Raw genomic sequence first — 24,827 nt, 5'->3', positions numbered from 1 at the left:
TTGCCATGACACAACTGTTGGAAATCGAAGGTCTTCACTGCCGCTACGCTGATCAGGATGTGGTCGCTGATCTATCACTCAACATCAGCCCCGGCATGCTGAGCTGTCTGCTCGGCCCCAGTGGCTGCGGCAAGACCACGGTGCTGCGTGCCATCGCCGGTTTCGATTCGATCAAGCAGGGCGAGATACGCCTCAACGGTCAGATCGTCTCAAGCCCTGGTTACACGCTGCCGCCGGAGCGGCGCGGGCTCGGCATGGTGTTTCAGGACTACGCACTTTTCCCCCATCTCAGCGTGGCCAACAATATCGACTTCGGCCTGCAGCGCATCAGCCGCTTTGAGCGCCGGCGCAAGGTGGAGCAGATGCTGGAGCTGGTGGGGTTAGAGGGCTACGGCCAACGTTTTTCCCATGAGCTATCGGGGGGCCAGCAGCAGCGCGTTGCAGTGGCCCGGGCGATGGCCCCAGAGCCGCCGTTGCTGCTGCTCGACGAGCCTTTCTCCAATCTCGATGTGGAGCTGCGCGAACGACTTGCCGCTGATGTGCGGGATATCCTCAAGGCCCGTGGCACCGCCGCCATCTTCGTCACCCATGACCAGCATGAGGCGTTTGTGATGGGCGAGCAGGTGGGAGTGATGCAGGCGGGCAAGATCCTGCAGTGGGACAGCCCGTTCAATCTCTACCACGAACCGGCGGACCGTTTTGTCGCCGACTTCATCGGCGAGGGGCGTTTCCTCAAAGGCCGGCTGAGCGCACCCGATCGAGTTGAGACCCCACTCGGCGAGATCCAGGGCAATCGCGCCTACGGCTGGCCCAGGGGCGCCGCGGTGGAGGTGCTGCTACGCCCGGATGATATCACCCTAGCCCCGGGCGCCGGCCTTGAGTGCCGCATCATCGAGCGCGCCTTTCGCGGCGCCCAAACGCTCTATACCCTGGCGCTGCCGGAGGGGGGTGAGCTGCTTTCGCTACTACCGAGCCACAACGACTATCGGGTGGGCGAGCGAACCGGGGTGAAGATCCAGGTGGAGCACTTGATCCTGTTCCGTCAGGGGCCGCAGTAAGATAGCCCACGCAAGAGGGGACCATCGCCGATAAAGGTCGCCCCACCGTCGAGGCTACAGGGGGTTAGCGATTGCAAACCCGCACAACGATATCGACAGCTTTCACTTTGGTCCCCTCCGGCAGAATGCCTTCTGGAAGATTCAGTAGCTGATCGCCTGGGATATCGCTCAGCTCACCGGTATCGATATTGAAAAAGTGGTGATGAGGCTGGGTATTGCTGTCGTAGAAGGTACGTGCCGGATCGGCAACCAGCTCCCGTAGCAGCCCTTTCGAGACAAACAGCGCGAGGGTGTTATAGACAGTCGCCTTGGAGACCCGCCTGAAACGCTGACTGACCCGCTCATGGATCTGCTCAGCCGTTAGATGTTGCTTGCGGGCAAACAACAGCTCGCCGATGCTGACCCGCTGAGGCGTCGGATAGATACCACTCGAACGCAGCATCGACTCAACATCTACTGCTGGTTCCATATCGTCAGCTCTGCGCAAGGCTTCATTCATGGCGACCAGTATAATTCACCTTGTCGCGTCAAATCCAAATGTTTTTGTCAACTATTCTCCCAGCATCGGCACGGCACAACTTTGATTCCCTTTCTGCCCACTACTCCGGTTGCAAAAGATCTTCAGAAAACCACTGCACCGGCCACCACAAATATGCAGTAGAGCGCTGCATCTGCCCCAGCAAGATTTTCCGCTGATCACCTTTCCCCTCAGAGCTGAATTCAGCACCGATACAGGGGATTGCACTGGGCATTACCCCCCATGTGGGTAACGATGCATTTTCGGCAGAATCCACTAGGATGAAGTGGGGGGCAGAAGGGGACCTGCGCGACTCCTGAACCGAAGCACAACCCGCGCATCGGCGTTTAGCGACCTCAGATAATTCCAAAGGCAGGTCTCCAATACTTATTGCTGGAAGGATTCAAAGAGGGTATTGGAATTAGTACAAATGAAAAGGACCAGCCGCCACCTTCCGAACCAGCAGCCCCCCAGAGCAGCCCGTCTCCATAGCACCTTGATCTTGGTGCCGGGCCAAACACTCATCTCAGCCTCACTGCATAGAGAAGCCGGAGTTGCTGAAAAATCGTTACAAGCTAGACCTTCCAGGGGTGTGCTAGAGACCGGGGGGACGCCTCTCCTGCAGAAAGCAGAAGCACCCCATGCATCAAGTTGAAACCGTCAGACAGGGCATGGGCAACCCACGCAATAACTTCACATTCTCCCAATTGCCGATCTGGCGGCAGATCCTGCTGTTGCTTGGAGGGAGCATATTGCTGGTCGGGTATGCCGTCGGCATAGTGTTCGAGCAACTGGAGACAGATTATCTCAGGCAAAATCTGGAAGAACAGAATCACAGAATCCTGAGCGTCCTCTCAGCCACCAGTATCGATGCGGTAATCAGCGAAGATCAGGCGCGACTCGAGACCATCATCACCCAGTTGGCAACCCTGGACCCAAACATCCTCTCCCTGACAATGGAGAATGAGCGAAGAGAAACTCTCGCCCACTGGCAGCGAATCAGCGATACCGGCGCTATGACTCACCTCGCCTTTGCCGAGGATATCCTGTTCGACGGCGAACACTTCGGACGCATCTTCATCGACTGGAACATCCAACCACTACAACAACAGATCGACCTGCATGTTCTCAGCATGCGCCTCTTCAGTACCGCAGTGTTGATTGCGCTAACCGGCCTGATCCTCTTCTGGATCTATCTGCTGATCTCCAAACCAATCAACACCCTGAACAAACGACTCCACATGATCGCTCAAGGCGATCTCACCAGTGAGGTTCACATCTCCAGCGGCAAGGAATTGATCCGGCTCGCCGACTCGGTCAATACTCTGAGCCGAATCCTGAGGATCAACGAGAGCCGGAAAAAGGAGATCCGCCAACTCGCCTTCTTCGATAAAACCACCGGCCTCGCCAGCCGGGCGCACTTTCTGCAGCGCTTCAGCGACACCCTCAAGGCGGCAACCCGGCGTGACGAACAGCTGGCGCTGATTTTCCTCGATCTGGACGGTTTCAAGGATATCAACGACAGCATGGGGCATGAGACGGGAGACCAACTCCTCGCCATTATCGGCCAACGCCTCGAAAAACCGCTGCGCGATGTCGATTTCGCGGCCCGCTTTGGCGGCGACGAGTTCTGCATCATCGTCGACAATATTACTGATGAGTTCGACGCCGCCGAGGTGGCCGACCGCTGTCTAAAAGAGATCCATCAGCCGGTCGAACTCGGCACCCAGACAGTGCGCCCGATGGCAAGCTTGGGCATTGCACTGTTTCCCAAGGATGGCAACGACATGCAGCAACTGCTCAAAGCGGCAGACAGCGCCATGTACGCCGCCAAGGAAGCGGGCAAACACCGCTATGCCTTCTATATCCCCGAATTGACCACTCAGGCCAGCCAACGCCTCGCCCTTGAGCAGCAGTTACGGGTAGCGGTCGACAACAATGACTTCACACTCCACTATCAGCCACAGATATCCCTGAGCAGCGGCAAAGTCACCGGCGTTGAAGCCCTAATCCGCTGGCACCACACCGAACTTGGTGATATCCCTCCGAGCGAATTCATCAACCTCGCCGAGCGGATCGGCCTGATCCAGGAGATCGGTGAATGGGTTCTAGAAACCGCCTGCCGTCAGGCCGCCAGCTGGCATCACAATGCGCTCGATCAACTCCAGGTTGCGGTCAACATCTCCGCCATCCACTTTACTGATCTCGACTTCGTGAATACGGTCACGCGGGTGCTTGACACCACCGGCATTGATCCGAAGCGATTGGAGATCGAGGTCACCGAAAGTGTTATACAGCTGGGTGACAACTATTCCACCACTTGCCAGCAGTTGGATGCACTCGGGATAAAGGTAGCGGTTGATGACTTTGGCACCGGCTACTCTTCCCTCGCGGTATTGAAACAGCTGCCGATCGACACCCTCAAGGTGGACCGGCTGTTTATCAAGGATCTGCAACACGAGGCAAAATCCACTGTGCTCGTCGGCACCATTATTGGCATGGCCCAAGCACTGGGTTACAAGGTGGTTGCCGAAGGAGCCGAAACACTCGAACAGATTCAGATCTTGCGGGGGCTGGGATGTCACCAAGTCCAAGGCTACTATTTCAGCCCGCCAGTACCAGCCGATCAGATCCCCTCACTGGTCAGCAAAGTACATTTTTAGCAGGCTGATAGCTCCACATCACAGCAAACGACCGGCTACACATGGAATGTAACAACGCTACCCTGAACCAACACCTGAGTGGAAACACCAGACTTCCGGTATTACCCCCCGGGGTCTCCTATCTGCTAAAGGTGGTCATGGATGACGAGATTGGATTTCACGAATTGGCCCATGAGATTGAGCGCTTCCCCACTATCACCGCTCGACTGATCTCCCTCGCCAACTCCGCCTGGGCATCCCCCCGCAGCCCGGTCACCAACCTAAATCAGGCCTGTGTGCAGCTTGGACTACAGGTAGTACGGAGCCTGAGCATCGCGCTCGCTATCTCATCACCCTTCAACCCGTCACGCTGTCCGGCATTCCACGCCGAACGATTCTGGTGCACCTGCATGCTGGTTGGCGAAGGGGCCGGCAGACTCAGCGAACAGGCCGGAGCGCGACTCGAATGCGATCCACAGACAGCGCGTACCGCCGGACTGCTGCACAGCCTGGGCCTATTGTGGCTCGCCGACAATATACCGGAAGAAACCGCACAGGCGCTCAGCCTCGACGAAGCAGATCCAACATCCTGCGTTCGCCAAGCCCTCAGACAAACAGTTGGCGATGACTACTGTAGCGTCGGCGGATGCTTGGGCCAGGCCTGGGCTCTACCCGATGTTCTGACAAATGCCATGAGATACCACTGCGACAAGAGTTACCACGGCACATCATGGCAGACCGCAGCACTGGTTGGCAGCGCCGCCAATATGGTTTCCAGACTCTATCGAGGTGAGGATTTTCAAGCAGAAGACCCCAGATTGAAAAAACTTGAATTCGCCGAATCCGAGTTGGAGAGCGTGTTTCAAAAACTTGCCGATCAGTTCGAACGAACCCAAGAATTGGCTAAGGCGCTTTTCCAGAACAATTGAGGAGCCGCTGAACGAAGCGGGACGAACAGAATTTCGAGAGCAAATTCTCTGCTACAAGCCGAAAGTTCCAGATGGCTCTTCCCCTAATTTGGTGGGCAACTCCTACAGCTCAACCCGATTCAGTCCTCCCAGATGGCAGCAGGTGAGCGTAGCGAAGTGCTGCTTATTATGGAATCCTCTGCTCCGTACCCTGACCACTTTGATGCGACGATTGTCCCCTTCGGCGAGGCCATTGCAAGGGAGCTGATGGTGAGGGACCTTGTCTCTGCAGCTCCAGGTGAGACACTGGATAATGTGCTGCATCGTATGATGGAGTTTGAAGTAGAGTAGATGCCCTTGATCGATGATACGCACAAAATAATTGTGCAATATTAATCTGACCGATGCGCTTCGTGCAGCGCAACAATGCGACCTCCAAATTACCTACCGAGCATTCATTCAAAGGATCATTCATGCCCAGTTCCCCCATAGACGACATCCTCCACCGTCTGCATACCCTGCAGGCGGAATTGGAACGTGAGATCGACCAACTACTGGACGAAAAACGCCGGCTCTTCCACTACACCCTGGAACAAGGCAGGGTCCGATTTGAACAGGGCATGCGGGCGTTGCAACGCCATCAGAAAGTGGGGATTTGGACCTATCTTCGTACGGCCCGGCTTGGACATCTGCTCACTGCACCTGTTATCTATGGTGTGTTCATCCCTTTCGTATTGCTGGACATCATAGCTACGCTCTACCAGCATATCTGTTTCCGCGTGTACGGCATTCCGCGCGTAGTGCGCAGGGATTACCTGGTCATTGACCGGCAGCACCTGGCTTATCTCAACGCCATCCAAAAGCTTAACTGCATCTACTGTGGTTACGGCAGCGGCTTGATCGAGTATGTCCGTGAGATTGCCGCCAGAACTGAACAATACTGGTGCCCCATCAAACATGCACGACGCACTCCAGACCCCCATCGATTGGTTGAGCGATTTGTGGACTATGGGGATGCTGACGCCTATACGGCTAGGCTGAAGGCCCTGCGACAGGAGATCGCCACTTTGGAGAAAACCGCGTCTCCCACCTCACAAAACGGAGAAGATAGATAAATCGGGTCAACCTGCCAGCCGGCTTCCAGAACCTCACCGCCTGCCAATACTACAACCGCTCCCTCTCCCAGGGAGCGTCAGGGCCCATCGATTAAGGCACGCTGGCCACAAGGACAATTTCCTGCTATTGCCGGGTCAAGGTCACACCGGCGCCAACCAACTCTTCTTTCATTACCGGTTGATCGCCGCGCGATGGGAGCAGACCATATGAAAAGGATCTTTCATGAATACAATCCCCCAGAAACATTAATGCCACAAACCTGTTACATGCCATCGCGGCCTTCGGCTCACTAAATAAACTGGAGCATCGTCTTGTAAGAAGCCACGCTCACGCCTGATAAAGGATAAAGGTTCCGCAATGGGTGGCTTGAGTGCCATCAAGCGGCGCACCCGCTCTTTAGTCGGCGGGTGGGTCCGCAGCAGTGAAGGCTCCGGGATGCGCCGTCCGGGCAGAAAAAGTCGTTCAAGCAAAGAACCGGAGCGCTGTTCGATCTTGACCAGGGCATTGGCCAGCCCTTCTGGATCACCCGTGAGACGGGCTGCGCTGAGATCCGCCTCATATTCCCGGGTACGAGAGAGCCCCAACTGGGCCAGCGCGCTCAGATTGGGGGCAAAGATAAGCAGCAGAATAGCGAACCAGTTGATGCTCACATTCGACATCACGATCAGTGGCAGGTTGAGCAGCAGAAGGAACTGACCAAGCAGGGAGAGTAGGCTGGTCAAACGGCTGAACAGATCGGCCATCCCCATCACCCACATGTCGTTATTGCGAATATGGCTCACTTCATGTGCCAATACTCCGACTGTCTCCCGTGTATCCAGTGAACGCAACAGGCCATCAGTCACCGCGATTACCGCTTCGTTCCGGCTTCCCACCGTAAAGGCATTGACCATAGGGCTAGGGACATAGAAAAGCTCAGGAACCCTGTGGAGCCCTGCTCTGTGGGCCAGCTCCCTCAAAGTTGAATCAAGTGTTGGCGCCTTAACTGACGTCAGACGAGTAGCCCGGTACATGCGCATGATCAGCCAGGGTGAAGAGACTGGATTGAACAACAACAACACAAAACCCAGTAGCAACAGCCAGAAGATGCCGTCAACTCCCCATAGCACCCAGCCCAGCAGAGACAGAAAGCTCACCATAGCGACGAGCAACAACAAAGATTGAATGCGATTTGCCAATGCGTGTTGATGCCAGATTTGTGAGTCTATGGCCATTAGCAGCCCTGCTCCAGCCAGTGCAGTCGTGCTCGCAAACTGTCAATTTCGTCCATCAGATCCAGCACCAGCGCGGCACCAGCAATATTAATTCCGAGATCCTGCTGGAGACGCCTGACGGTACGCGCCCGATGCAGACAGGGTCCGGAAAAACGCCAGTGGACGGCATCACAACCACTCGGCTCCAGAACGCCCTCATCCACCAGTTCAATGATCCATTCGGCATGCACCATACAGGCACGGCTCAGCTCACCCAGAGTCAGGAAGCTCTCTTCATCCAGCAGAAAACCAGTCAGAATATCTTTGCTCATGCTCAGCTAAACTCCCAATCTGGCGCGTGGGTTGAACGCCAGTTCCTGTTCCATTTTGCGATAAAGGGCTTGTGCGCGCTCCGTATCCCCAGACGGCAACGCAATACGCAAAACGGCATAGAAATCACCAGGATTCTTTCCGGGGATACCCCGTCCTTTCAGCCGCAGCTTGCGCCCCGAGGTGGAGCCGGCAGGTATCTTCAGATCGATAATCCCCGCTGGAGTCGGGGTTTTGACTTTGGCCCCAAGCGCCGCCTCCCAGGGGGCTACCGGCAGTTCCAGATAGAGATCCCGTCCTTCAACGCGGTAGAAGGGGTGCGGCCTAAATTCCACCTCCAGATAGAGATCGCCAGCACCTCCACCCTCCACACCGGGAGAACCCTGTCCCACCAGCCTGATCTGCTGTCCCTGTTTGACCCCTTTGGGGATTCTCACGTTCAACGTGCGCTCATGGGTAATCACATGCCCCTGGGCGTCCAGTTCAGGTGCACGTAGAGTGATCGTACGGGTGGCACCATGGAAGGCATCCTCCAAATCGATCAACACCTTGGCATGATGATCTACGCCTTGAGTGCGGAAATGCGGCCCGGCTCTCCGTGCATCAGCAAAACCACCACTGCCCCCCCTGCCAAAAAGGGTCTCAAAAAAGTCACTGAAGGCCGAGGCGTCCCTCGGCGTGAAGCCGCCACCGCGGAACTCAAACCCTGCATCCCAGTCCGGCGGCGGCCGGAACTCCTGGCCAGCCTTCCAGTTGGCGCCAAGTTGATCGTAAGCCGCCCGCTTCTCCGGATCTTTCAGCACCTCGTAGGCTTCACCCACTTCTTTGAACTTGGTTTCGGCATTCGGCTCCTTACTCACATCCGGATGATATTTACGCGCCAATTTGCGGTAGGCTCGCTTGATTTCATCCTGAGTAGCGCCTTTTTCGACACCCATGATCTTGTAGTAGTCTTTGTATTCCATAGTAGTACTGTTGTCTCTGCCCTAAGCCTCTAATAGAAATCACTCAGGTTGTCATTGCCAGTTCAGCACCACATATTGCTGCATATCACCTCTACGGATGAGCAACAGCACACGCTTGTCACTGCTACCATTTTCCACCGCATGCTTGAACTCGGCAGCGCTTTTCACTGGTTTATGCTCCACCTGCATGATCACCGCACCGGGCTTAATCCCCGCCATGGCGGCAATGGATCCAGGCCTGACTTCCGTCACCACCACACCTTCACCCGCTTTGGCACCAAACTGATCGGCCAACTGAGGCGTTAACGTCTGCACGTTCAGGCCAAGCTCATCAGCACTTTGGGCAGGGCCCTCGGCAATTAGTTTGTCTTTGGCGAGTGTGCCAATGGTTACAGTGATGCCTCGGCGCTTACCGTTACGGACAATGGTTAGTTGTTCACGGCTTCCCGGCGAGGTAAGCGAGACTTGGTTACGGAAACGGCCAACATCGGTCACAGGCTTGCCTTGATATGCGACGATCACATCACCCTGCCGCAAACCTGCCTGAGCGGCCGGGGAGTCTTCTGATACCTGGGCTATCAGAATGCCCACGTTCTGATCAAGGCCGAAAGATTCCGCCAATTCAGGGGTTAGCGCCTGGATAACAATCCCGAGATAACCTCGTGTCACCTCGCCACCATCCATCAATTGATTGGCGATGGCTTTAGCCAGGTTAATGGGTATGGCGAAGCCAACCCCCATATAGCCACCACTACGAGAAAAAATTGCAGTATTAATACCGACAACCTCACCGTCCAGGTTGACCAGTGGGCCTCCGGAGTTACCGGGATTGATGGCCGCATCAGTCTGGATGAAATCCTCATAGTCGTTGATGCCAAGACTGGTGCGTCCCTTGGCGCTGACTACACCCACCGTGAGGGTATGGCTCAGACCAAAGGGATTGCCGATGGCTACCACCCACTCACCGACTTCAAGCTTCGAGGAGTCACCCAACGATAGCGCCGGAAGCCCGCCTGTATTGATCACAAGCACGGCTACGTCGGACTGCGGATCCCTGCCCTCAATCTTGGCATCGAACTCACGCCCATCCTGAAGCTTCACCCGTATCTTATCGGCATCTTCCACCACATGATTGTTAGTCAGGATATAGCTCTGATCGGACAACAGGCCATCTTTGGTTGCGAAGACAAAACCCGAGCCCTGACTGATTGTACGGCGTTCACCTCGCGGCATCTCAGGGCGTGGACTGTGGGGGATTCCTGGAAACCGGTCACCAAAAAATCGCTTGAACAGATCGTCGTTGAATGGCGACGTGTCACCAAAAGGCGAAGGAAACTCGGTGACCGCAGAGCCAGATGCCTTGCCTTCAACCTGGATGAAAACCACCGATGGAGAGACCGTTCGGGCCACCGACGCAAAGGCCTTACCAGTCTCCCGCAGGTTTTCGATACCACCGTCCTGCGCATAAGCTGGCGATACAATGCACAAGAGCAAAACCAGGAGTGGAACGATTCGATTTATCTTCATGTCATACTCCTCAGTGACAAGTGTAGAAAGCTGTATTGGCTAAATTCTTGAGGGCGCTATCAGCGCACTTTCACTTTGATTCTTCTACTGCGCCGGGCCGACGATTTCGGCAACTCTACCCGCAGAACGCCGCGCCTGTACCGGGCTGAGGCCTTATCGCTGTCTACTTCATCCGGCAACCATATCGCGCGTTCAAAATGACCATAGGCACACTCGGATATTTGATAGCGCCCCTCAGTGCGTTCACTCTGGAGTTGCTTCTCACCACAGACCACCAGCATGTCATCGACGACATCCAGCCTGAATTCATCCGGCTCCATACCCGGCACCTCCAGACGTACGATCACCCGGTCATCATCATCAAAGACCTCGGCTGCCAATACGCCCCAGCCGGAACTACGGATAGCAATCTCTCCCTCATCTCTGGATCTAAGCTCCCCCTTAGAACCATGTGGCGTGAATCGCGTTATGGCATTTGTCGCGCGACGATAGAGATCACGCCAGCCATCCACCAATGCATCCCATGCGTGATTCATTCCTTCACCAAGTTGCTCTAATGTTGACATCGTCGCCTACTCCAAATTGATATCTTTCCCTTTACTGGTACTGCTAAAGACGTGGGAGTTGATGATCGATTTTTCAAGAGCAACCTCTTCCTCCCCATCCAGTCGAAATCTTGCAGCGACAGAGGTTCATTTCTCTCCTGAGAAGGCGGCTCCCGACCCTATCAAAGTGTAGCTGGAGGTACCGAGCACCGAAACAAAGACCTGGGCACTGCAGTACCTCACCCGTTCCCGATACAGCACGCCAGCCGGTTACCACAATAATTGAAGGGTCACCCCTTTGCGTTTCAGCTTCTGGTGGATACGGAAGTAACCCGACTCGATAAAGCGATTGAATTTAGCTTGGATTGGAAAAAGACGGGCCTCGTTGACACCCTCGGACAGCGACCAGCTGATGCTCTGAGCCGCAGTAAGATTGACGTGCTTGCTGGCTGCACCTTTGGAGAGGCCATAGGCGCAGACGACCTTCTCATGACTGAGTTTGGATGAGTTTCCCGGAGCAGCCCTGGAAATCGAATCAATCGGGATAAGCCTAGAATTTCCGCCGACAAGCGCGACGCAAACCGTCTCTTAATTAGTATGAGTTATCAGGGAGCCGGCTCAGAAAAATCTTACAAGCAGCTGATTTAATGGAAGATTATCTTGGTTGACTGGTACAGCATCGAGGCATTGCAAAAATCCACATCTTATTGTTTTTATAGACTATTTGGCGGAGAGGGAGGGATTCGAACCCTCGGAACCCGCAAGGGTTCACTTGATTTCGAGTCAAGCCCGTTCGGCCAGCTCCGGCACCTCTCCAAAAACTCTGCTATCTAGCAGCCCATAGGGCTGCGGTTCACTTGATTTCATTCAGCACAGCCATGTGCCTCACCCTGTGGGCAACATCTACGGCGTCGTGAAACGGGCCTCCTGCCCATTTGCTCGAGTCAAGCTCGTTCGGCCAGCTCCGGCACCTCTCCTGATGCATCGTGATAAACTGCGCTGGCGCAGTGTTACTCACTTGAAGACTGCAGTACCTTTGTGCGCGCTGCCCGCTATTTTTCCCGCAGCACTTGATTCCTAACAGACACTCAGGTATCTGTTTTTCGTATCTTGAAGAGGCCATCAATGGACGGGCGGCTATTCTACATAAAACACTGACATTTTCTCAATCTGAATGATGCGATTGGCTGTTGTACTTGCTTTGTTGCTCTCCCTCTCAGGTTGCAGCATCCCCCCTCCCCTGCTGGACCGCATCAAGGCAGGAGGTGAGCTTGTGGTCGCCACCCGCAACAGTGGAACCACCTACTATGAGGGACCGGACGGAAAGATGACCGGTTTCGAGTACGATCTGGTCAAACTGTTCGCCCAGCGTATCGGGGTCAAGGTTCGGTTTATTGTCCCCAACCGGGTGGACGACCTGCTCTCCAGCATCATCGAAGGCAAAGCCCACATTACCGCCGCCGGCCTCACCATCACTCCCAACCGCGAGACCAGGATCCGTTTTGGCCCCAGTTACCATGAGATCACCCAACAGGTGGTCTACCGTAGTGGCAGCCTGCGCCCAAAAAAAGTTGACGATCTGATCGGCAAGCGACTAGAGATTCTGGCCGACTCCAGCCACGAGGAGGAGTTACAACGGCTACAGAAGCAATATACCGGACTCTCCTGGATCGCCCACCGGGAGTTGGAGAGTTCCGACCTGCTGCAGATGGTGCAGGATGGTCAGATCGACTTCACTATCGCCGACTCCAACGAGGTCGCCGTCAACCGCCGCTTCATGCCCAATATTCGTGTCGGCTTCGATTTGACAAAGCCTCAACAACTGGCCTGGGCGATGGCGCACAAGGATGATACTAGCCTCTACGAGGCGATCCGCGACTTCTTCACGGTGATCAAGAAAAACGGCACCCTTGCCCAGTTGAAGGAGCGCCACTATGGCCATATCGGGCGGCTTAACTTTGTCGACACACGGGACTTCAAGCGTCACATAAAGGACCGCCTGCCCAAATATGAGGCATTTTTCCGGGCCGCCGCGGAAGAGACTGGCTTCGACTGGCAACTGCTGGCGGCGATCGGCTATCAGGAGTCCCACTGGAGGCCCAATGCCAAGTCCCCCACCGGGGTACGTGGCATCATGATGCTGACCAAGAACACCGCAAAACAGATGCAGGTGGAAGACCGCCTCAACCCGGAGCAAAGCATCTTTGGCGGTTCACGCTACCTGAAATACCTGGATACGCGGATCCCGCCGCGCATCGAAAACCCGGACCGTACCTGGCTGATCCTGGCCGGATACAATGTCGGCTTTGGTCACCTGGAGGATGCACGCATCCTCACCGAGCGTGATGGCGGTAACCCGGATAAATGGGCTGACATAAAACAGCGCCTACCGCTACTGAGCCGGAAAAAGTGGTACTCCACCGTCAAGCACGGCTATGCGCGCGGCCAGGAGCCGGTCAACTACGTCGATAACGTACGCGCCTACCATGAGTTGCTGAAGTGGACAGAGCGGCAGAAACAGGAACCGCCCCCCGAGCAGCCATCCCACCCGGCACTCGCCATCTCACCGGAAGCGCTCTGAGCTGGCCTCATAACCAATCAGTCAACGCCACTCCAAAACTCAATCGGTTACTGCTGGCATTGTAGTCGACCATACTCTCTCCATAGCCGTTGAAATACTGCAGATAACCATGAAAACGGCGATGTAACGGGAAGATCCAGTCGAGCTGAATCGCGCCTCGATTCTCATCCCAATTGAGATTGTTGCGCAGCATGAAACTGTAGCTGTGCTCACCATTTTTATAGATCCCTTGCAGCTCGCCATACCCCATATAGTCAAGGATATCCGGATTGTTATCGTTCTCTTCAGCCTCGGGAATCCGATACCAGGGCTTTACCCCAAGAAAGAGATTGTCCTTCTCGAAGATAAACTGGGCAAAGAGCCGGTTCCAACTGCGTGAGAGTGGCTCTGACCGCCCATTCGACTGGTGCACCATCCCCAACCTGATCTTCGGGTTTTTCCAGCCAAACAGTTCCCAATCGTTGTCGAACAAGAGAAACACCTCCGGCTCATAGTTGGTCTCACGAAAGGGTGATGAAAACTTCTGGTTATAGGCCTGCCAGAACGCAAGGTGAGTGTAGGCGACATAGAGATCACCATTGTCGCCAAATAGGTCATCCACCACCGGGACCTTGAAGCTCAACTGGAATTTGATCTCAGTATTACTGAAGTCCTCATCCGTCACAGCGTAGGGCCTGGAGTTGGGGGAGGCGTTGTAGCTGGCGAACATCACATAGTTGCGCTTGTGGGGGGTGATCACAAACGGATCGTCCTGGGTGCGGTGCTCATCCTCAACCCGCTGAGCGATCAGCGACTCATCATCCTGGCGCAGTATTGGCTGAACCGCTTCAACCATCTGCGACGGTTGTGACTGCAGCAGGCACTGTTCACGCAATCGGGCCACCGGAGTTGAGCCCTCTGCCTTGGCCAAGGCATCCAGCAAACAACGCTCCCGTTCACTGAATGAATCGGCTGCCGAGACGGCAAATGAGAGGCCACAGATGGCTCCAAACAGAGTCATTGAATAACCCCAGCCCCATATCGAAACGGCCGATTCCCTCATCCCAATGTCCCTTTTATTTGATCTTTGTTTCTTCGCGCACGAAAAAAATCCCGCAGACGATTCGCGCTCTGCCCTGCCAGCAGCCCCCCTTCTGACTCAACTCGGTGGTTGAAACGCTGATCCGAAGGCAGCAGATCGAAGACACTGCCGGCAGCCCCGCTGCGCGGATCAGAGGCAGCATAGACCACCCGTTTGACCCGCGCATGCACGATCGCGCCGGCACACATCGGGCAGGGCTCCAGGCTGACATAGAGCGTGGTATCGGGCAGACGGTAGTTGCCGACCCGCCGAGCCGCATCCCGCAGCGCACAGATCTCCGCATGGGCAGTGGGGTCATGGCTGCCGATCGGCCGGTTCCAGCCTTCGCCGATCACCTCCCCATCACGCACCAGCAAGGCACCGACCGGCACCTCGCCCACGGCCTCCGCCCTGGCGGCGAGCGCAAGGGCACACTGCATGAAGTGGTGGTCTTGTTCGTCTGGGGTCATTTACTCCCACTCGATCGTCGCCGGCGGCTTGCTTGAGATATCGTAGGCGACCCGCGAGATCCCCGTCACCTCGTTGATGATGCGGCGCGACACCTCTTCGAGAAAATCGAACGGCAGATGGGCGAAGCTGGCGGTCATGAAATCGATCGTCTTCACCGCGCGCAGCGAGACTACGTATTCGTAGCGGCGCGCATCGCCCACCACGCCCACCGACTTGACCGGCAGGAACACCGCAAACGCCTGACTCACCTCGTCGTAGAGGTTGTGCTTGCGCAGCTCCTCGATGTAGATGTGATCCGCCTGACGCAGGATGTCAGCATACGCCTTCTTCACCTCGCCGAGGATGCGCACCCCCAGTCCCGGCCCTGGGAAGGGGTGGCGATAGATCATCTCGGAGGGCAGACCGAGCTCGACACCGATCTTGCGCACTTCATCCTTGAACAGCTCGCGCAACGGCTCCACCAGCTTCAGCTTCATGTAGTCGGGCAGGCCACCCACATTGTGGTGTGACTTGATCACGTGGGCCTTACCGGAGGCGGCGCCGGCGGACTCGATCACGTCGGGGTAGATGGTGCCCTGGGCGAGGAAGGCCACATCTTCCAGCCGGCTCGCCTCCTCCTCGAAGATGTCGATGAAGAGGTTGCCGATGATCTTGCGTTTCTGCTCCGGGTCCGAGACCCCCTTCAACGCCTTGAGGAAGCGATCCTCCGCATCGACCCGGATCACCCGCACCCCCATGTGTTCGGCAAACGTCGCCATCACCTGATCACCTTCATGGAGCCGCAACAGGCCATTGTCGACGAAGACACAGGTCAGCTGATCGCCGATCGCCCGGTGCAGCAGGGCCGCCACCACTGAGCTATCGACACCACCGGAGAGGCCGAGCACCACTTGGGCATCCCCCACCTGCTCGCGCACCTGGGTGATGCTCTCTTCGATGATCTGACCCGGGGTCCAGAGCGCCTCACAACCACAGATCTGGAACAGGAAGTGATCGAGGATGCGCTTGCCCTGGCGGGTGTGGGTCACCTCCGGGTGGAACTGGATGCCGTAGAAACCACGCTCTTCATCGGCCATCCCCGCCAGCGGCGCATTGTCGGTCTCGCAGATCACATGGAAGCCGGGTGGCAGCGCCTCGACCCGATCGCCGTGGCTCATCCAGACATCGAGCAGGCCATAGCCCTGTTCATTGGTATGGTCCTCGATATCCTTCAACAGCTTGGAGTGGCCGTGGGCGCGCACCTGAGCATAGCCGTATTCGTGCTTGTCGGAGGCTGCCACCTTACCCCCCAGCTGTGCCGCCATGGTCTGCATGCCGTAGCAGATGCCCAGCACCGGCACCCCCAGCTCAAACACTTGCTGCGGCGCGCGCGGCGCCTCGTCGGCAGTCACCGTCTCCGGTCCGCCAGAGAGGATCACCCCGCTGGGCTTGTGCTCCAGCCCCATACCCGCATTATCGTAGGGAAAGATCTCGCAGTAGACCCCCGATTCGCGCACCCGGCGGGCGATCAGCTGGGTGTATTGGGAGCCAAAATCAAGAATCAGGATGCGATGGGCGTGGATGTCAGTGGTCATGTTTTTTCCAGTCGTTTAAACCAGAAAGGCACCAAGCTACAGGGCGTTTTCTACCGAAAACCCGAGCCTCGTGCCTCTCTGGATCGATCCAGTATCGTAGGTCCGGCTTTAGCCGGAGATGTCCGCCTGAAGGCGGACCTACAGTCAATCAGTCCCGACGGTAGTTGGGCGCTTCTTTGGTAATGGTCACATCGTGCACATGGGACTCGGTCATGCCGGCGCCAGTAACTCGCACAAAGCGCGGCTTGGTGCGCATCTCATCGAGATTCGCACAGCCGGTGTACCCCATGCTGGAGCGGATACCACCCACCAGCTGGTAGATTATGTTGGTCACCGAGCCCTTGTAGGGGACGCGCCCTTCGATACCCTCGGGCACCAGCTTCTCCTTGTCGGTGCTCTCCTGGAAGTAGCGATCGCTGGAGCCCTGCTTGCCGGACATCGCGCCCAGCGAGCCCATGCCGCGATAGGACTTGTAGGAGCGTCCCTGGAAGATCTCCACCTCGCCGGGCGACTCGTCAGTGCCGGCGAACATGCCACCAACCATCACCGAGTAGGCGCCTGACGCCAACACCTTGGCGATATCGCCGGAGTAGCGCAGCCCGCCATCGGCGATCAGCGGCACGCCGCTGTCCTCCAGCTGCTTCGCCACGTTGGAGACTGCCGTCACCTGGGGCACGCCGACACCAGCGACAATGCGGGTGGTACAGATCGAGCCTGGGCCAATCCCCACCTTGACCGCATCCGCACCGGCATCCACCAGCGCCTGGGCCGCCTCGGCAGTGGCGATATTACCGCCGATCACCTGCACCTCGGGATAGTGTTTCTTGACCCAAGCGACCCGGTCGAGCACCCCCTGGGAGTGGCCGTGGGCGGTATCCACCACGATCACATCGACACCGGCCTCGGCCAGCCGCTCGACCCGCTCCTCGGTGCCCGCGCCAACGCCGACCGCGGCGCCAACCCGCAGTCGCTCCTGATCGTCGCGGCAGGCGTTGGGGTTATCCTTCGCCTTCTGGATATCCTTCACCGTGATCATGCCACGCAGCTTGAACTCACCGTTCACCACCAGCACCTTCTCGATGCGGTATTTGTGCAGCAGCTGCAACACCTCGTCACGATCGGCGCCCTCGTTGACGGTGACCAGCTTATCCTTGCGGGTCATAATGTTGCGCACCGGATCGTCCATCTTGGTCTCGAAACGCAGATCGCGTCCGGTAACTATACCCACCAGCTTGTCGCCATCCACCACCGGCACACCGGAGATGTTGTGCGCACTGGTCAGCTCCACCACCTCGCCGATGCTGATATTGGGCGCCACCGTGATCGGGCTGCGGATTACTCCCGCCTCATACTTTTTGACGTTGGCGACCTGTTGGGCCTGCTCTTCCGGGGTCATGTTCTTGTGAACGATGCCAATACCGCCCTCCAGCGCCAGCGCGATGGCGAAACGGGATTCGGTGACCGTATCCATGGCAGCTGAGACCAGCGGGATATTGAGGTTGATATCGCGGGTCAGTTTGGTCCGCAGATCGACATCGTTGGGCAACACTGTAGAGTGGGCCGGCACCAACAAGACATCATCAAATGTGAGGGCATCCTCGATTACACGCATAGTCTTCGCTTCCGCATCGGAGTGGGTCAGGCGGGGCATTATAGAATCTGCCACGGTACCGGTAAACTGGATCACCTGCCACGGACCAAAATTCTCAAACAGAGATCGGCTGGTTGAATGGTCTGGTCATCGACAGGCACCTCAGCAGGGTAGCTGGAAAACATCGCTATCAACCATCCTGAAAAGATCCGGGATATACTGCCCGCAATAGAAAGAGGCTGAGTAGAGACTAGGTCGCCCCAATGCCCACACACGCAAACCACCCCATACTGACGAGATTGCACAACAGCGATGAACTGCAATCATCCGTGGTACGGCTGCTGGCCTGGGTGATGATGGCGAGCGTGCTCATCATCGGCAGATGGCGCGAGCTATTTCCCTTTGCCTGGGAGGATTTCATCCTCTTTTTTGGCATTCATCTCGCCTGGTTCATCGGGCTGCTGCTGCATACCATATGGACACCCCAAGCGAACCCCAGACGGCAGTTGCACGCCGCACTTGCGGATGTCAGCGGCACCTCCTTCTGCATCTATCTCAGCGGCAACCCCTTCAGCCCTTTTTTCCTCATCTACCTCTGGTCATTCGTCTCCCAAGGCACCCGCTACGGCACCCACAATCTGCTCTTCTCCTGCGCCGCCAGTGTCATCGGCTACAGCTTGGTGGTCATCCTAATGGACGGCTGGTCGCAGCATTTTCTCTACACCCTGTTCCTGCTGGTTGGCCTGATCATCCTGCCACTCTATCAGTTTATGTTGCTGCGCCGGCTACACTTCTCACGTCAGACCGCCGAGGCTGCCAGCCGCGCCCGCGGCAACTTCCTCGCGGTCATGACCCACGAACTGCGCACCCCGCTCTCCAGTATCATCGGCCTCTCCCGGCTGCTCGGCGCGACCCGGCTCAACCGCGAACAGCGCGGCTACATCAGCTCCATCAGCTCCTCCGCCGACACCTTGGCGGCATTGATCGGCGACATCCTCGACTTCTCCAAGATCGACGCCAACAAGCTGGAGCTGCACCCCTCGGCGTTCGATCTCCGCAGCTGCGTCATCGACGTCTGCAGCGGCCTCGGCACCAGCGCTGCCAGCAAGGGGGTGGAGCTGGTCTGCCGCATCGACGCCAACGTACCGAACGAGATCCTCGCCGACGAACTGCGCTTTCGCCAGATCCTCTACAATCTGATCGGCAATGCGGTCAAATTTACCCCCTCTGGCCATATAACCGTCACACTGACGCTGCATAACGATGAACAGCACTATCTGCAGCTCGAGGTGCAAGATACCGGCATCGGCATCGACAAAGAGAAGCGCAACCGGATCTTCGACGAATTCTGGCAGTCGGACTCCTCCCGTACCCGCGAGTACCGCGGTACCGGCCTCGGCACCACCATCGCACGGGATCTGACAAAGATGATGGGCGGTGAGATCGGTTTCGGCAGCGAGACCAGCAGGGGCAGCTGCTTCTGGTTGAAGCTACCCTGCCTGAGAGAGATACCGGACGACCCACCCGGCCCTCCAGAGGCGCTACAGGGGGTTACCGTCGCCATCTCCGAGCCCTCGCCAGAGAGCCGCAATGTACTGGTCGACTACTGCTGCCAGGCTGGCATTCAGGTGATCCTGCTGGATCATTACGACAATCGCCAGATCGATCCAGACTCCGGCTTCAACGGCAATCCGGTAGACCTGCTGCTGGTGGCAGAATCCCCTGCCACCGATGACACCCAGGAACGCGCCGAACGGCTCCTCAACTATCTGGGAAAGAGCGCGCCAGTACTGTTTTTGACCTTCACCCACGCGATCAGCAGCGACAACCACAACCTCAACCTGCGCAAGCCGATCAACCCGGTCGATCTGTGGCATGCCATCGAACAGCTGATCGACGACCAGCCCCTGGACGAAGACTCGAAATTCGCCCTGGAGAGCGGCTTTGTACCGCTACTGGAGGCCACCCGCGAGACCCACGTGCTGGTGGCTGAGGATGACAGCATCAGCTTTCAGCTGATCAATACCATGCTGACGAAGGCCGGCTACCGGGTAAAGCGTGCGCAGGACGGCAAACAAGCCCTCGACCTGAGCCGTTCCAGCGGCTTCGATCTCGCCCTGGTGGACGTTCGCATGCCGCACATGGACGGCATCGAATTCACCCGCATCTACCGCAGCCGGGAGAAGCCTGGCACCCGCTTACCGATCATCGCCCTCTCCGCCAACACCGCTGAAGAGGTCAAGCAGGAGTGCCTCGACGCAGGCATGGACGCCTACCTGCTGAAACCGGTCGACACCGAGAAGCTCAACGCCCTGCTGCGCCACTTTCTCATCGATACCGCCAAAAAAGTGGCGCTGCAACGGCCGCGCAACCAATGAACAGCCAACTTAAGCCCAACCGGGATATCTACTCCATCTCCCGCCTGGTGCGGGAAAGCCGCGCGGTCATCGAGGGCAGCTTCCCGCTGCTCTGGGTGGAGGGCGAGATCTCCAACCTGGCGCGCCCCGCCTCTGGCCACATCTACTTCACCCTGAAGGACCAGGTGGCCCAGGTACGCTGCGCGATGTTCCGTATCAAGCGCCAGCGGCTTCGCTTCCAGCCGCAAAACGGCCAGCAGGTGCTGGTGCGCGCCCGGGTCAGCCTCTATGAGGCGCGCGGCGAGTTCCAGCTCAACATCGAACATATGGAGCCCGCCGGCGAAGGCGCGCTGCGTCAGGCGTTCGACCGGCTCAAGGCGAAGCTCGCCGCCGAGGGGCTGTTCTATAGCGAGCACAAGCAACCGCTGCCCAGGCTGCCCCGCCAGATCGGCCTGATCACCTCCCCCTCCGGCGCCGCCCTGCGCGACCTGCTGACGGTACTGGCGCGACGCTTCCCGGCGATCCCGCTGCTGATCCACCCGGTGCAGGTGCAGGGCGACACGGCAGCACAGCAGATCGTACAGATGCTGCAGCTGGCCAACCGGCAGCAGCGCTGCGATCTGCTGATCCTGGCGCGCGGCGGCGGCTCCCTGGAGGATCTGCAGCCGTTCAACGATGAGCGTGTGGCGCGCGCCATCTTCGACTCGCAGATCCCGCTGATCACCGGCATCGGCCACGAGATCGACTTCACCATCGCCGACTTTGTCGCCGATCAGCGCGCCGCCACCCCCTCCGCCGCCGCCGAACTGGCCAGCCCCGAGCAGGTCGAGCTGCGCAGCCGCCTCAACAGCCTCCAGCAACAACTCCAGACACGGCTGCGCCACATCACTACCAGCCATACAGAGCGGCTGAGACAACTCAGCGCACGCCTGCAGCGGCAGCACCCGCAGCAGCATCTGAGCCAGCTCAGCCAGCGCCTGGACGAACTGCGGCTGCGACTGCGCCAACAACAGACCCGCCAACTCGACAGTGCCCGACTCAACCTGGCGCATCTGCAACAGCGCCTGCAGCCACAGAGCCCGCTGCAGCGCCTGGTGCGATTTGAACAACGGATGGAGAAGCTGGCGGAACGCCTGCAACAGAGCCAGGGACGACAACTGAACCGCGCCCAGCTGGCCCTCAGCTATCTACAACAGCGGCTGCAGAGCGCCTCACCAGCGCATCAGCTGGCACCGTTAGACGAAAGACATCACCATTTGCAGCAGCGGCTGCAACAGGCGATGGAGAGCCGACTCGAACAGGCCCAGGGACGGTTGGCCCAGTTCGCCCGGGATCTGCACAACCTCAGTCCGCTTACCACCCTGGAGCGGGGTTTCGCCATTGTCAGCAGTGAAGACGGGACGATCCTGCGGGATGCCGCCAAGGTCACTGTCGGCGATCAGATAGAGACCAGGCTGGCCCGCGGCAGGCTGCGCTGCCGGGTTCTCGAATCAGGCGAGTAGATCGCGCACTCAGCCCTGCCCACCGGAGAGCTGCAGGCGCAGCGCAAACCACTCCGCCAGCCGTACCTGCACCTTGCCGTTGACAGTCTGCTTGGGGTAGACCCCCTGCTCATCCGCCACCCCCGCCAGCATCCCGGTGAAGAGCTCCATCGCCTGCTCCACATGGCGCACCACATAGATAGAAAACAGGCCCTCAGCAGCGGCCTCGCGCAGGCTCTTTTTCAACATCAGATCGGGCAGATTGACCTGCGGGATGATCACTCCATGGCTGCCGTCCAGACCGCGCGCCTGGCAAATATCGAAGAAGCCCTCGATCTTCTCGCAGACCCCGCCGATCGGCTGCATCTCACCATGCTGATTGACCGAACCGGTGATCGCCAGGGACTGCTTCAGCGGCAGATCGCCGAGCGCTGAGAGCAGCGCACAGAGCTCGCCGGCGGAGGCGCTGTCACCCTCCACCTCACCGTAGTTCTGCTCGAACACCAGGGTCGCCGAGACCGATAGCGGCTGATAGCGAGCGTAGCGGCGGTTGAGGTAGGCGGAGAGAATGAACACCCCCTTGCTGTGAATCGGCCCGCCCATATCGACCTCGCGTTCGATGTCGATCACCTCGCCACTGCCGATGCGCGCGGTGGCGCTGATGCGGTTCGGCATACCGAAGCTGTAATCCCCCACCTGGATCACCGACAGGCCATTGACCCGGCCCAGCTGAATGCCGTCGGTATCGATCATCAGGATGCCGTCGAGGATCTCCTGCTGCATACGCTCCTGTAGCTGACCAACACGTCTCTGCTGATGCTCGATAGCATGCTCCAGCTGCGCCACGCCGATCTGTTCTTTTTGCTCCCTGGCGCTCCAATAGTCAGCCTCCTGCAGCAGATCAACCAGACTGCCCATGTGCAGCGAAAGCCGAGCACCGTCGCCGGCGCGGCGCGCCGCCCACTCCACTATCCGCGCTGCCGCCATACGCTCGATCGGCCGCAACCCCTCACGCTGCTGCAGAGTAGCCACCAGCCGCAGAAATCGCTGATCGTTGCCCGGCTGTCGCGGCAGAGTCTCGGCAAAGTCGGCCACCACCCTGAACAGCTGACTGAACTCAGCATCATAGGCTTTCAGCAGATGGTAGATGTGGCGGTCGCCGATCAGGATCACCTTCAGGTCGATGGGAATAGGCTCCGGCTCCAGACTGGTGGTACTGACCAAGCTGAGCTGGCGCTCCAGGGATTCGATGCGGATCTCGCGGGATTTCAGGGTACGCTTCAGCGCCTCCCAGGCGTAGGGGTTGGCGAGCAGTTTCTCTGCCTCCAGCAGCAGAAAACCGTCGTTGGCGCGGTGCAGCGCACCCGCTTTGATCAGGGTGAAGTCGGTAGCAATGGTGCCGAGGCGCGCCATATGCTCGATCCGCCCGAGCAGGTTCTGGTAGGTCGGATTGGTCTCGTGCAGGATCGGCACCGCCGGGCCATCCCGATTGTCCACCAGCAGGTTGACCTTGTAGCGATTGAAGCGGGGGGCATCCGCTCCTGGAGGGGACTCCCTCTCCTCATCGGTCCCGCTGAACAGTTCAATCTGCTGCAGAAGATCCCGGTGCAGGCGCTCAAAGTAGCTCAGCAGCTCATGCTGTTCGGCATATTTACTGGCCAGCTCGCCGATCAGCTGCTCAATCACCAGCCCCACCACCTCTAGCTCCAGCTCTTTGTAGCGGCTGCGCAGCTCCCGCTGCCACATCGGGATCTGTCCCAACACTTGGCGCAGCTGGTCGCGGAACTGATCGATCTTCGCCTGCAGCACCTTCCGTTGCTTCTTCGGCAGCTTGCCAAACTGCTTAGAGGAGAGCACCTTGTCATCCACGATCGGCGCAAGGGTGTAGCCGTCCGGGGTGTGTAGCAGGGCGACGCTCTGCTGGCGGCTCTTCTCGCCAAACAGCTCCACCGCTTCCTGCTCACGGGATTTGATACTGTCGTGGATCGCCGCTGCGCGTCGCTGAAAATGCTCACTCTCGAAGCTGGCTGGGATCGCGCTGAGCAGCTCAACCACCAGCTCCTGCATGTCGCTGCGCAGCTCCCGGCCCATACCAGGCGGCAGGCTAATCGCGATCGGCCGATGTGGAGTGTCGAAATTGGCTAAATAACACCAGTCCACCGAACGCTTGCCGGACTCCTGGGTGAGGCGTTTGAGGGCATCGATAGTGACCCGGTGGCGACCGACCCCGGCAGAGCCCATCACATAGAGGTTATAGCCCTCATGCTCGATGCCGACGCCAAAATCGAGCGACTCACTGACCCGCTCCTGACCCACCGTTTCGGTCAACGGTTCCAGCTCTGCGGTGGTGGTAAACTCAAGCCCGCTAAGATCACACTCCCGGTAGAGCTGATCGGGCCTGAGTGGGTTTAGTTTTTCCATCAGCCGCGTGCGCAACCCGGTCAGAGCAGCTTGGGCAGATGCTGAAGGATCTCCGTGGCATCCTGCATCGCCAGGTTTTTATCAACCTCCGCCACCACCAGCTGCTTCAAAGCGGCGCTCTGATGCTTGCGTATCATGCCGAGGAAGCTGGGTGCAGCCACCAGATAGAGACGCTGGCACTCACCGTTCTTGCGCTTCGCCTCGAGTACCGAGCAGACATGAGCAGCGAAGCGATCAGCCTCGACCTGCCGGCGTACATCCGGCTTCTCGGTCTTGTCGGAGATCAGGTCACCCTCATGCAGTCGCGCCTCTGGATGGGTGACTGTCTGAATCTCGTTGAGCGTCCTGGCCGGCTTCTCGACATTGAAGATACGGGCCCGACTGGTGTCTGCTACCACTACCCAAGTCATCGACATAGCACTCTCCCCTCTGTTGCGGAGTTTCGCCCCCGTGTCACCTGGCCTTTGCCAAAAGGCCAACAGACTGAGAA

20 protein-coding genes and 1 tRNA gene are annotated in these 24,827 nt (G+C 58.0%); 8 read left to right on the top strand and 13 right to left on the bottom strand.

What is annotated here, in order from left to right; translation table 11 throughout:
- Positions 1 to 5: 5 nt before the first annotated feature.
- The gene (locus L0Y14_RS03650) at positions 6 to 1,058 is read left to right on the top strand and encodes an ABC transporter ATP-binding protein (RefSeq protein ID WP_006474241.1); all 1,053 of its coding nucleotides are present in this window, start codon (positions 6 to 8) and stop codon (positions 1,056 to 1,058) included.
- Positions 1,059 to 1,122: 64 nt separating this feature from the next.
- Here L0Y14_RS03650 and L0Y14_RS03645 read toward each other — a convergent pair whose 3' ends face one another.
- A complete protein-coding gene (locus L0Y14_RS03645) occupies positions 1,123 to 1,527 on the bottom strand; it encodes a Fur family transcriptional regulator (RefSeq protein ID WP_006474242.1) in 405 nt (134 codons plus the stop codon).
- A gap of 689 nt (positions 1,528 to 2,216) precedes the next feature.
- Here L0Y14_RS03645 and L0Y14_RS03640 point away from each other — a divergent pair.
- The 4 genes from L0Y14_RS03640 to L0Y14_RS03625 all read left to right on the top strand — a co-directional run bounded on the left by L0Y14_RS03640 (position 2,217) and on the right by L0Y14_RS03625 (position 6,240).
- Complete coding sequence (locus tag L0Y14_RS03640; protein ID WP_005963934.1) at positions 2,217 to 4,238, top strand: putative bifunctional diguanylate cyclase/phosphodiesterase; 2,022 nt, start codon at positions 2,217 to 2,219, stop codon at positions 4,236 to 4,238.
- 41 nt (positions 4,239 to 4,279) lie between these two features.
- Complete coding sequence (locus tag L0Y14_RS03635) at positions 4,280 to 5,146, top strand: HDOD domain-containing protein (RefSeq protein WP_005963931.1); 867 nt, start codon at positions 4,280 to 4,282, stop codon at positions 5,144 to 5,146.
- Between the two features lie 132 nt (positions 5,147 to 5,278).
- A complete protein-coding gene (locus L0Y14_RS03630; protein WP_010084807.1) occupies positions 5,279 to 5,476 on the top strand; it encodes a hypothetical protein in 198 nt (65 codons plus the stop codon).
- Positions 5,477 to 5,598: 122 nt separating this feature from the next.
- The gene (locus tag L0Y14_RS03625; RefSeq protein WP_006474245.1) at positions 5,599 to 6,240 is read left to right on the top strand and encodes a hypothetical protein; all 642 of its coding nucleotides are present in this window, start codon (positions 5,599 to 5,601) and stop codon (positions 6,238 to 6,240) included.
- Between the two features lie 246 nt (positions 6,241 to 6,486).
- On the opposite strand, the gene L0Y14_RS03620 is transcribed toward L0Y14_RS03625, so the two are convergent.
- From L0Y14_RS03620 to L0Y14_RS03595, 6 genes are all read right to left on the bottom strand, one after another.
- Positions 6,487 to 7,455: a zinc metalloprotease HtpX gene (locus tag L0Y14_RS03620; RefSeq protein ID WP_006474246.1), complete on the bottom strand. Its 969-nt coding sequence runs from the start codon at positions 7,453 to 7,455 to the stop codon at positions 6,487 to 6,489.
- The gene (locus L0Y14_RS03615; protein ID WP_005963922.1) at positions 7,455 to 7,766 is read right to left on the bottom strand and encodes a chaperone modulator CbpM; all 312 of its coding nucleotides are present in this window, start codon (positions 7,764 to 7,766) and stop codon (positions 7,455 to 7,457) included. Before L0Y14_RS03615 ends, L0Y14_RS03620 begins: the two co-directional genes overlap by 1 nt.
- Before the next feature lie 6 nt (positions 7,767 to 7,772).
- Positions 7,773 to 8,729 carry a DnaJ C-terminal domain-containing protein gene (locus L0Y14_RS03610; RefSeq protein WP_005963919.1) on the bottom strand — a complete coding sequence of 319 codons (957 nt, stop codon included), beginning with the start codon at positions 8,727 to 8,729 and terminating at the stop codon, positions 7,773 to 7,775.
- Between the two features lie 51 nt (positions 8,730 to 8,780).
- Complete coding sequence (locus tag L0Y14_RS03605; protein ID WP_006474247.1) at positions 8,781 to 10,256, bottom strand: DegQ family serine endoprotease; 1,476 nt, start codon at positions 10,254 to 10,256, stop codon at positions 8,781 to 8,783.
- Between the two features lie 59 nt (positions 10,257 to 10,315).
- Positions 10,316 to 10,822 carry an Hsp20/alpha crystallin family protein gene (locus L0Y14_RS03600; RefSeq protein ID WP_005963912.1) on the bottom strand — a complete coding sequence of 169 codons (507 nt, stop codon included), beginning with the start codon at positions 10,820 to 10,822 and terminating at the stop codon, positions 10,316 to 10,318.
- A 704-nt stretch (positions 10,823 to 11,526) separates the two neighbouring features.
- Positions 11,527 to 11,617 (bottom strand) — tRNA-Ser (locus L0Y14_RS03595).
- A 367-nt stretch (positions 11,618 to 11,984) separates the two neighbouring features.
- Here L0Y14_RS03595 and mltF point away from each other — a divergent pair.
- Positions 11,985 to 13,382 (top strand): membrane-bound lytic murein transglycosylase MltF, encoded by a 1,398-nt coding sequence (gene mltF, locus L0Y14_RS03590; protein ID WP_240991606.1) that lies wholly within the window; start codon positions 11,985 to 11,987, stop codon positions 13,380 to 13,382.
- Between the two features lie 7 nt (positions 13,383 to 13,389).
- Here mltF and L0Y14_RS03585 read toward each other — a convergent pair whose 3' ends face one another.
- From L0Y14_RS03585 to guaB, 4 genes are all read right to left on the bottom strand, one after another.
- Complete coding sequence (locus L0Y14_RS03585; protein WP_006474251.1) at positions 13,390 to 14,382, bottom strand: phospholipase A; 993 nt, start codon at positions 14,380 to 14,382, stop codon at positions 13,390 to 13,392.
- A gap of 38 nt (positions 14,383 to 14,420) precedes the next feature.
- Positions 14,421 to 14,912 (bottom strand): tRNA adenosine(34) deaminase TadA, encoded by a 492-nt coding sequence (gene tadA / locus L0Y14_RS03580; protein ID WP_006474252.1) that lies wholly within the window; start codon positions 14,910 to 14,912, stop codon positions 14,421 to 14,423.
- On the bottom strand, positions 14,913 to 16,487 hold the full coding sequence (gene guaA / locus L0Y14_RS03575; RefSeq protein ID WP_006474255.1) for a glutamine-hydrolyzing GMP synthase: 1,575 nt from the start codon (positions 16,485 to 16,487) through the stop codon (positions 14,913 to 14,915).
- 148 nt (positions 16,488 to 16,635) lie between these two features.
- Positions 16,636 to 18,099, bottom strand: a complete 1,464-nt coding sequence (guaB, locus tag L0Y14_RS03570; RefSeq protein ID WP_039960636.1) for an IMP dehydrogenase — start codon at positions 18,097 to 18,099, stop codon at positions 16,636 to 16,638.
- A gap of 242 nt (positions 18,100 to 18,341) precedes the next feature.
- On the opposite strand from guaB, the gene L0Y14_RS03565 reads away from it, so the two are divergent.
- Together L0Y14_RS03565 and xseA are read left to right on the top strand one after the other, a co-directional pair.
- Positions 18,342 to 20,456, top strand: a complete 2,115-nt coding sequence (locus L0Y14_RS03565; protein WP_005966157.1) for an ATP-binding protein — start codon at positions 18,342 to 18,344, stop codon at positions 20,454 to 20,456.
- Positions 20,453 to 21,937, top strand: coding sequence for an exodeoxyribonuclease VII large subunit (gene xseA / locus L0Y14_RS03560; protein ID WP_006474258.1), 1,485 nt, complete (start codon positions 20,453 to 20,455; stop codon positions 21,935 to 21,937). Before L0Y14_RS03565 ends, xseA begins: the two co-directional genes overlap by 4 nt.
- A 9-nt stretch (positions 21,938 to 21,946) precedes the next feature.
- Here the strand turns inward: xseA and L0Y14_RS03555 are convergent, their stop codons facing one another.
- A complete protein-coding gene (locus L0Y14_RS03555) occupies positions 21,947 to 24,337 on the bottom strand; it encodes a Lon protease family protein (protein ID WP_006474259.1) in 2,391 nt (796 codons plus the stop codon).
- A 20-nt stretch (positions 24,338 to 24,357) separates the two neighbouring features.
- Positions 24,358 to 24,753 (bottom strand): host attachment protein, encoded by a 396-nt coding sequence (locus tag L0Y14_RS03550; RefSeq protein ID WP_006474260.1) that lies wholly within the window; start codon positions 24,751 to 24,753, stop codon positions 24,358 to 24,360.
- Between the last annotated feature and the right edge of the window lie 74 nt (positions 24,754 to 24,827).

The sequence above is a fragment of the Candidatus Endoriftia persephonae genome (assembly GCF_023733635.1).
In the GTDB taxonomy this organism is placed as follows: domain Bacteria; phylum Pseudomonadota; class Gammaproteobacteria; order Chromatiales; family Chromatiaceae; genus Endoriftia; species Endoriftia persephonae.
This window is presented reverse-complemented; position numbering and strand designations above follow the sequence as displayed.

Coding starts and splice junctions, on each gene's coding strand:
- L0Y14_RS03650 (WP_006474241.1), top strand. CDS start 6: ATGACACAACTGTTGGAAATCGAAGGTCTTCACTGCCGCTACGCTGAT.
- L0Y14_RS03645 (WP_006474242.1), bottom strand. CDS start 1,527: ATGGAACCAGCAGTAGATGTTGAGTCGATGCTGCGTTCGAGTGGTATC.
- L0Y14_RS03640 (WP_005963934.1), top strand. CDS start 2,217: ATGCATCAAGTTGAAACCGTCAGACAGGGCATGGGCAACCCACGCAAT.
- L0Y14_RS03635 (WP_005963931.1), top strand. CDS start 4,280: ATGGAATGTAACAACGCTACCCTGAACCAACACCTGAGTGGAAACACC.
- L0Y14_RS03630 (WP_010084807.1), top strand. CDS start 5,279: ATGGCAGCAGGTGAGCGTAGCGAAGTGCTGCTTATTATGGAATCCTCT.
- L0Y14_RS03625 (WP_006474245.1), top strand. CDS start 5,599: ATGCCCAGTTCCCCCATAGACGACATCCTCCACCGTCTGCATACCCTG.
- L0Y14_RS03620 (WP_006474246.1), bottom strand. CDS start 7,455: ATGGCCATAGACTCACAAATCTGGCATCAACACGCATTGGCAAATCGC.
- L0Y14_RS03615 (WP_005963922.1), bottom strand. CDS start 7,766: ATGAGCAAAGATATTCTGACTGGTTTTCTGCTGGATGAAGAGAGCTTC.
- L0Y14_RS03610 (WP_005963919.1), bottom strand. CDS start 8,729: ATGGAATACAAAGACTACTACAAGATCATGGGTGTCGAAAAAGGCGCT.
- L0Y14_RS03605 (WP_006474247.1), bottom strand. CDS start 10,256: ATGAAGATAAATCGAATCGTTCCACTCCTGGTTTTGCTCTTGTGCATT.
- L0Y14_RS03600 (WP_005963912.1), bottom strand. CDS start 10,822: ATGTCAACATTAGAGCAACTTGGTGAAGGAATGAATCACGCATGGGAT.
- L0Y14_RS03585 (WP_006474251.1), bottom strand. CDS start 14,382: ATGACTCTGTTTGGAGCCATCTGTGGCCTCTCATTTGCCGTCTCGGCA.
- tadA (WP_006474252.1), bottom strand. CDS start 14,912: ATGACCCCAGACGAACAAGACCACCACTTCATGCAGTGTGCCCTTGCG.
- guaA (WP_006474255.1), bottom strand. CDS start 16,487: ATGACCACTGACATCCACGCCCATCGCATCCTGATTCTTGATTTTGGC.
- guaB (WP_039960636.1), bottom strand. CDS start 18,099: ATGCGTGTAATCGAGGATGCCCTCACATTTGATGATGTCTTGTTGGTG.
- L0Y14_RS03565 (WP_005966157.1), top strand. CDS start 18,342: ATGCCCACACACGCAAACCACCCCATACTGACGAGATTGCACAACAGC.
- xseA (WP_006474258.1), top strand. CDS start 20,453: ATGAACAGCCAACTTAAGCCCAACCGGGATATCTACTCCATCTCCCGC.
- L0Y14_RS03555 (WP_006474259.1), bottom strand. CDS start 24,337: ATGGAAAAACTAAACCCACTCAGGCCCGATCAGCTCTACCGGGAGTGT.
- L0Y14_RS03550 (WP_006474260.1), bottom strand. CDS start 24,753: ATGTCGATGACTTGGGTAGTGGTAGCAGACACCAGTCGGGCCCGTATC.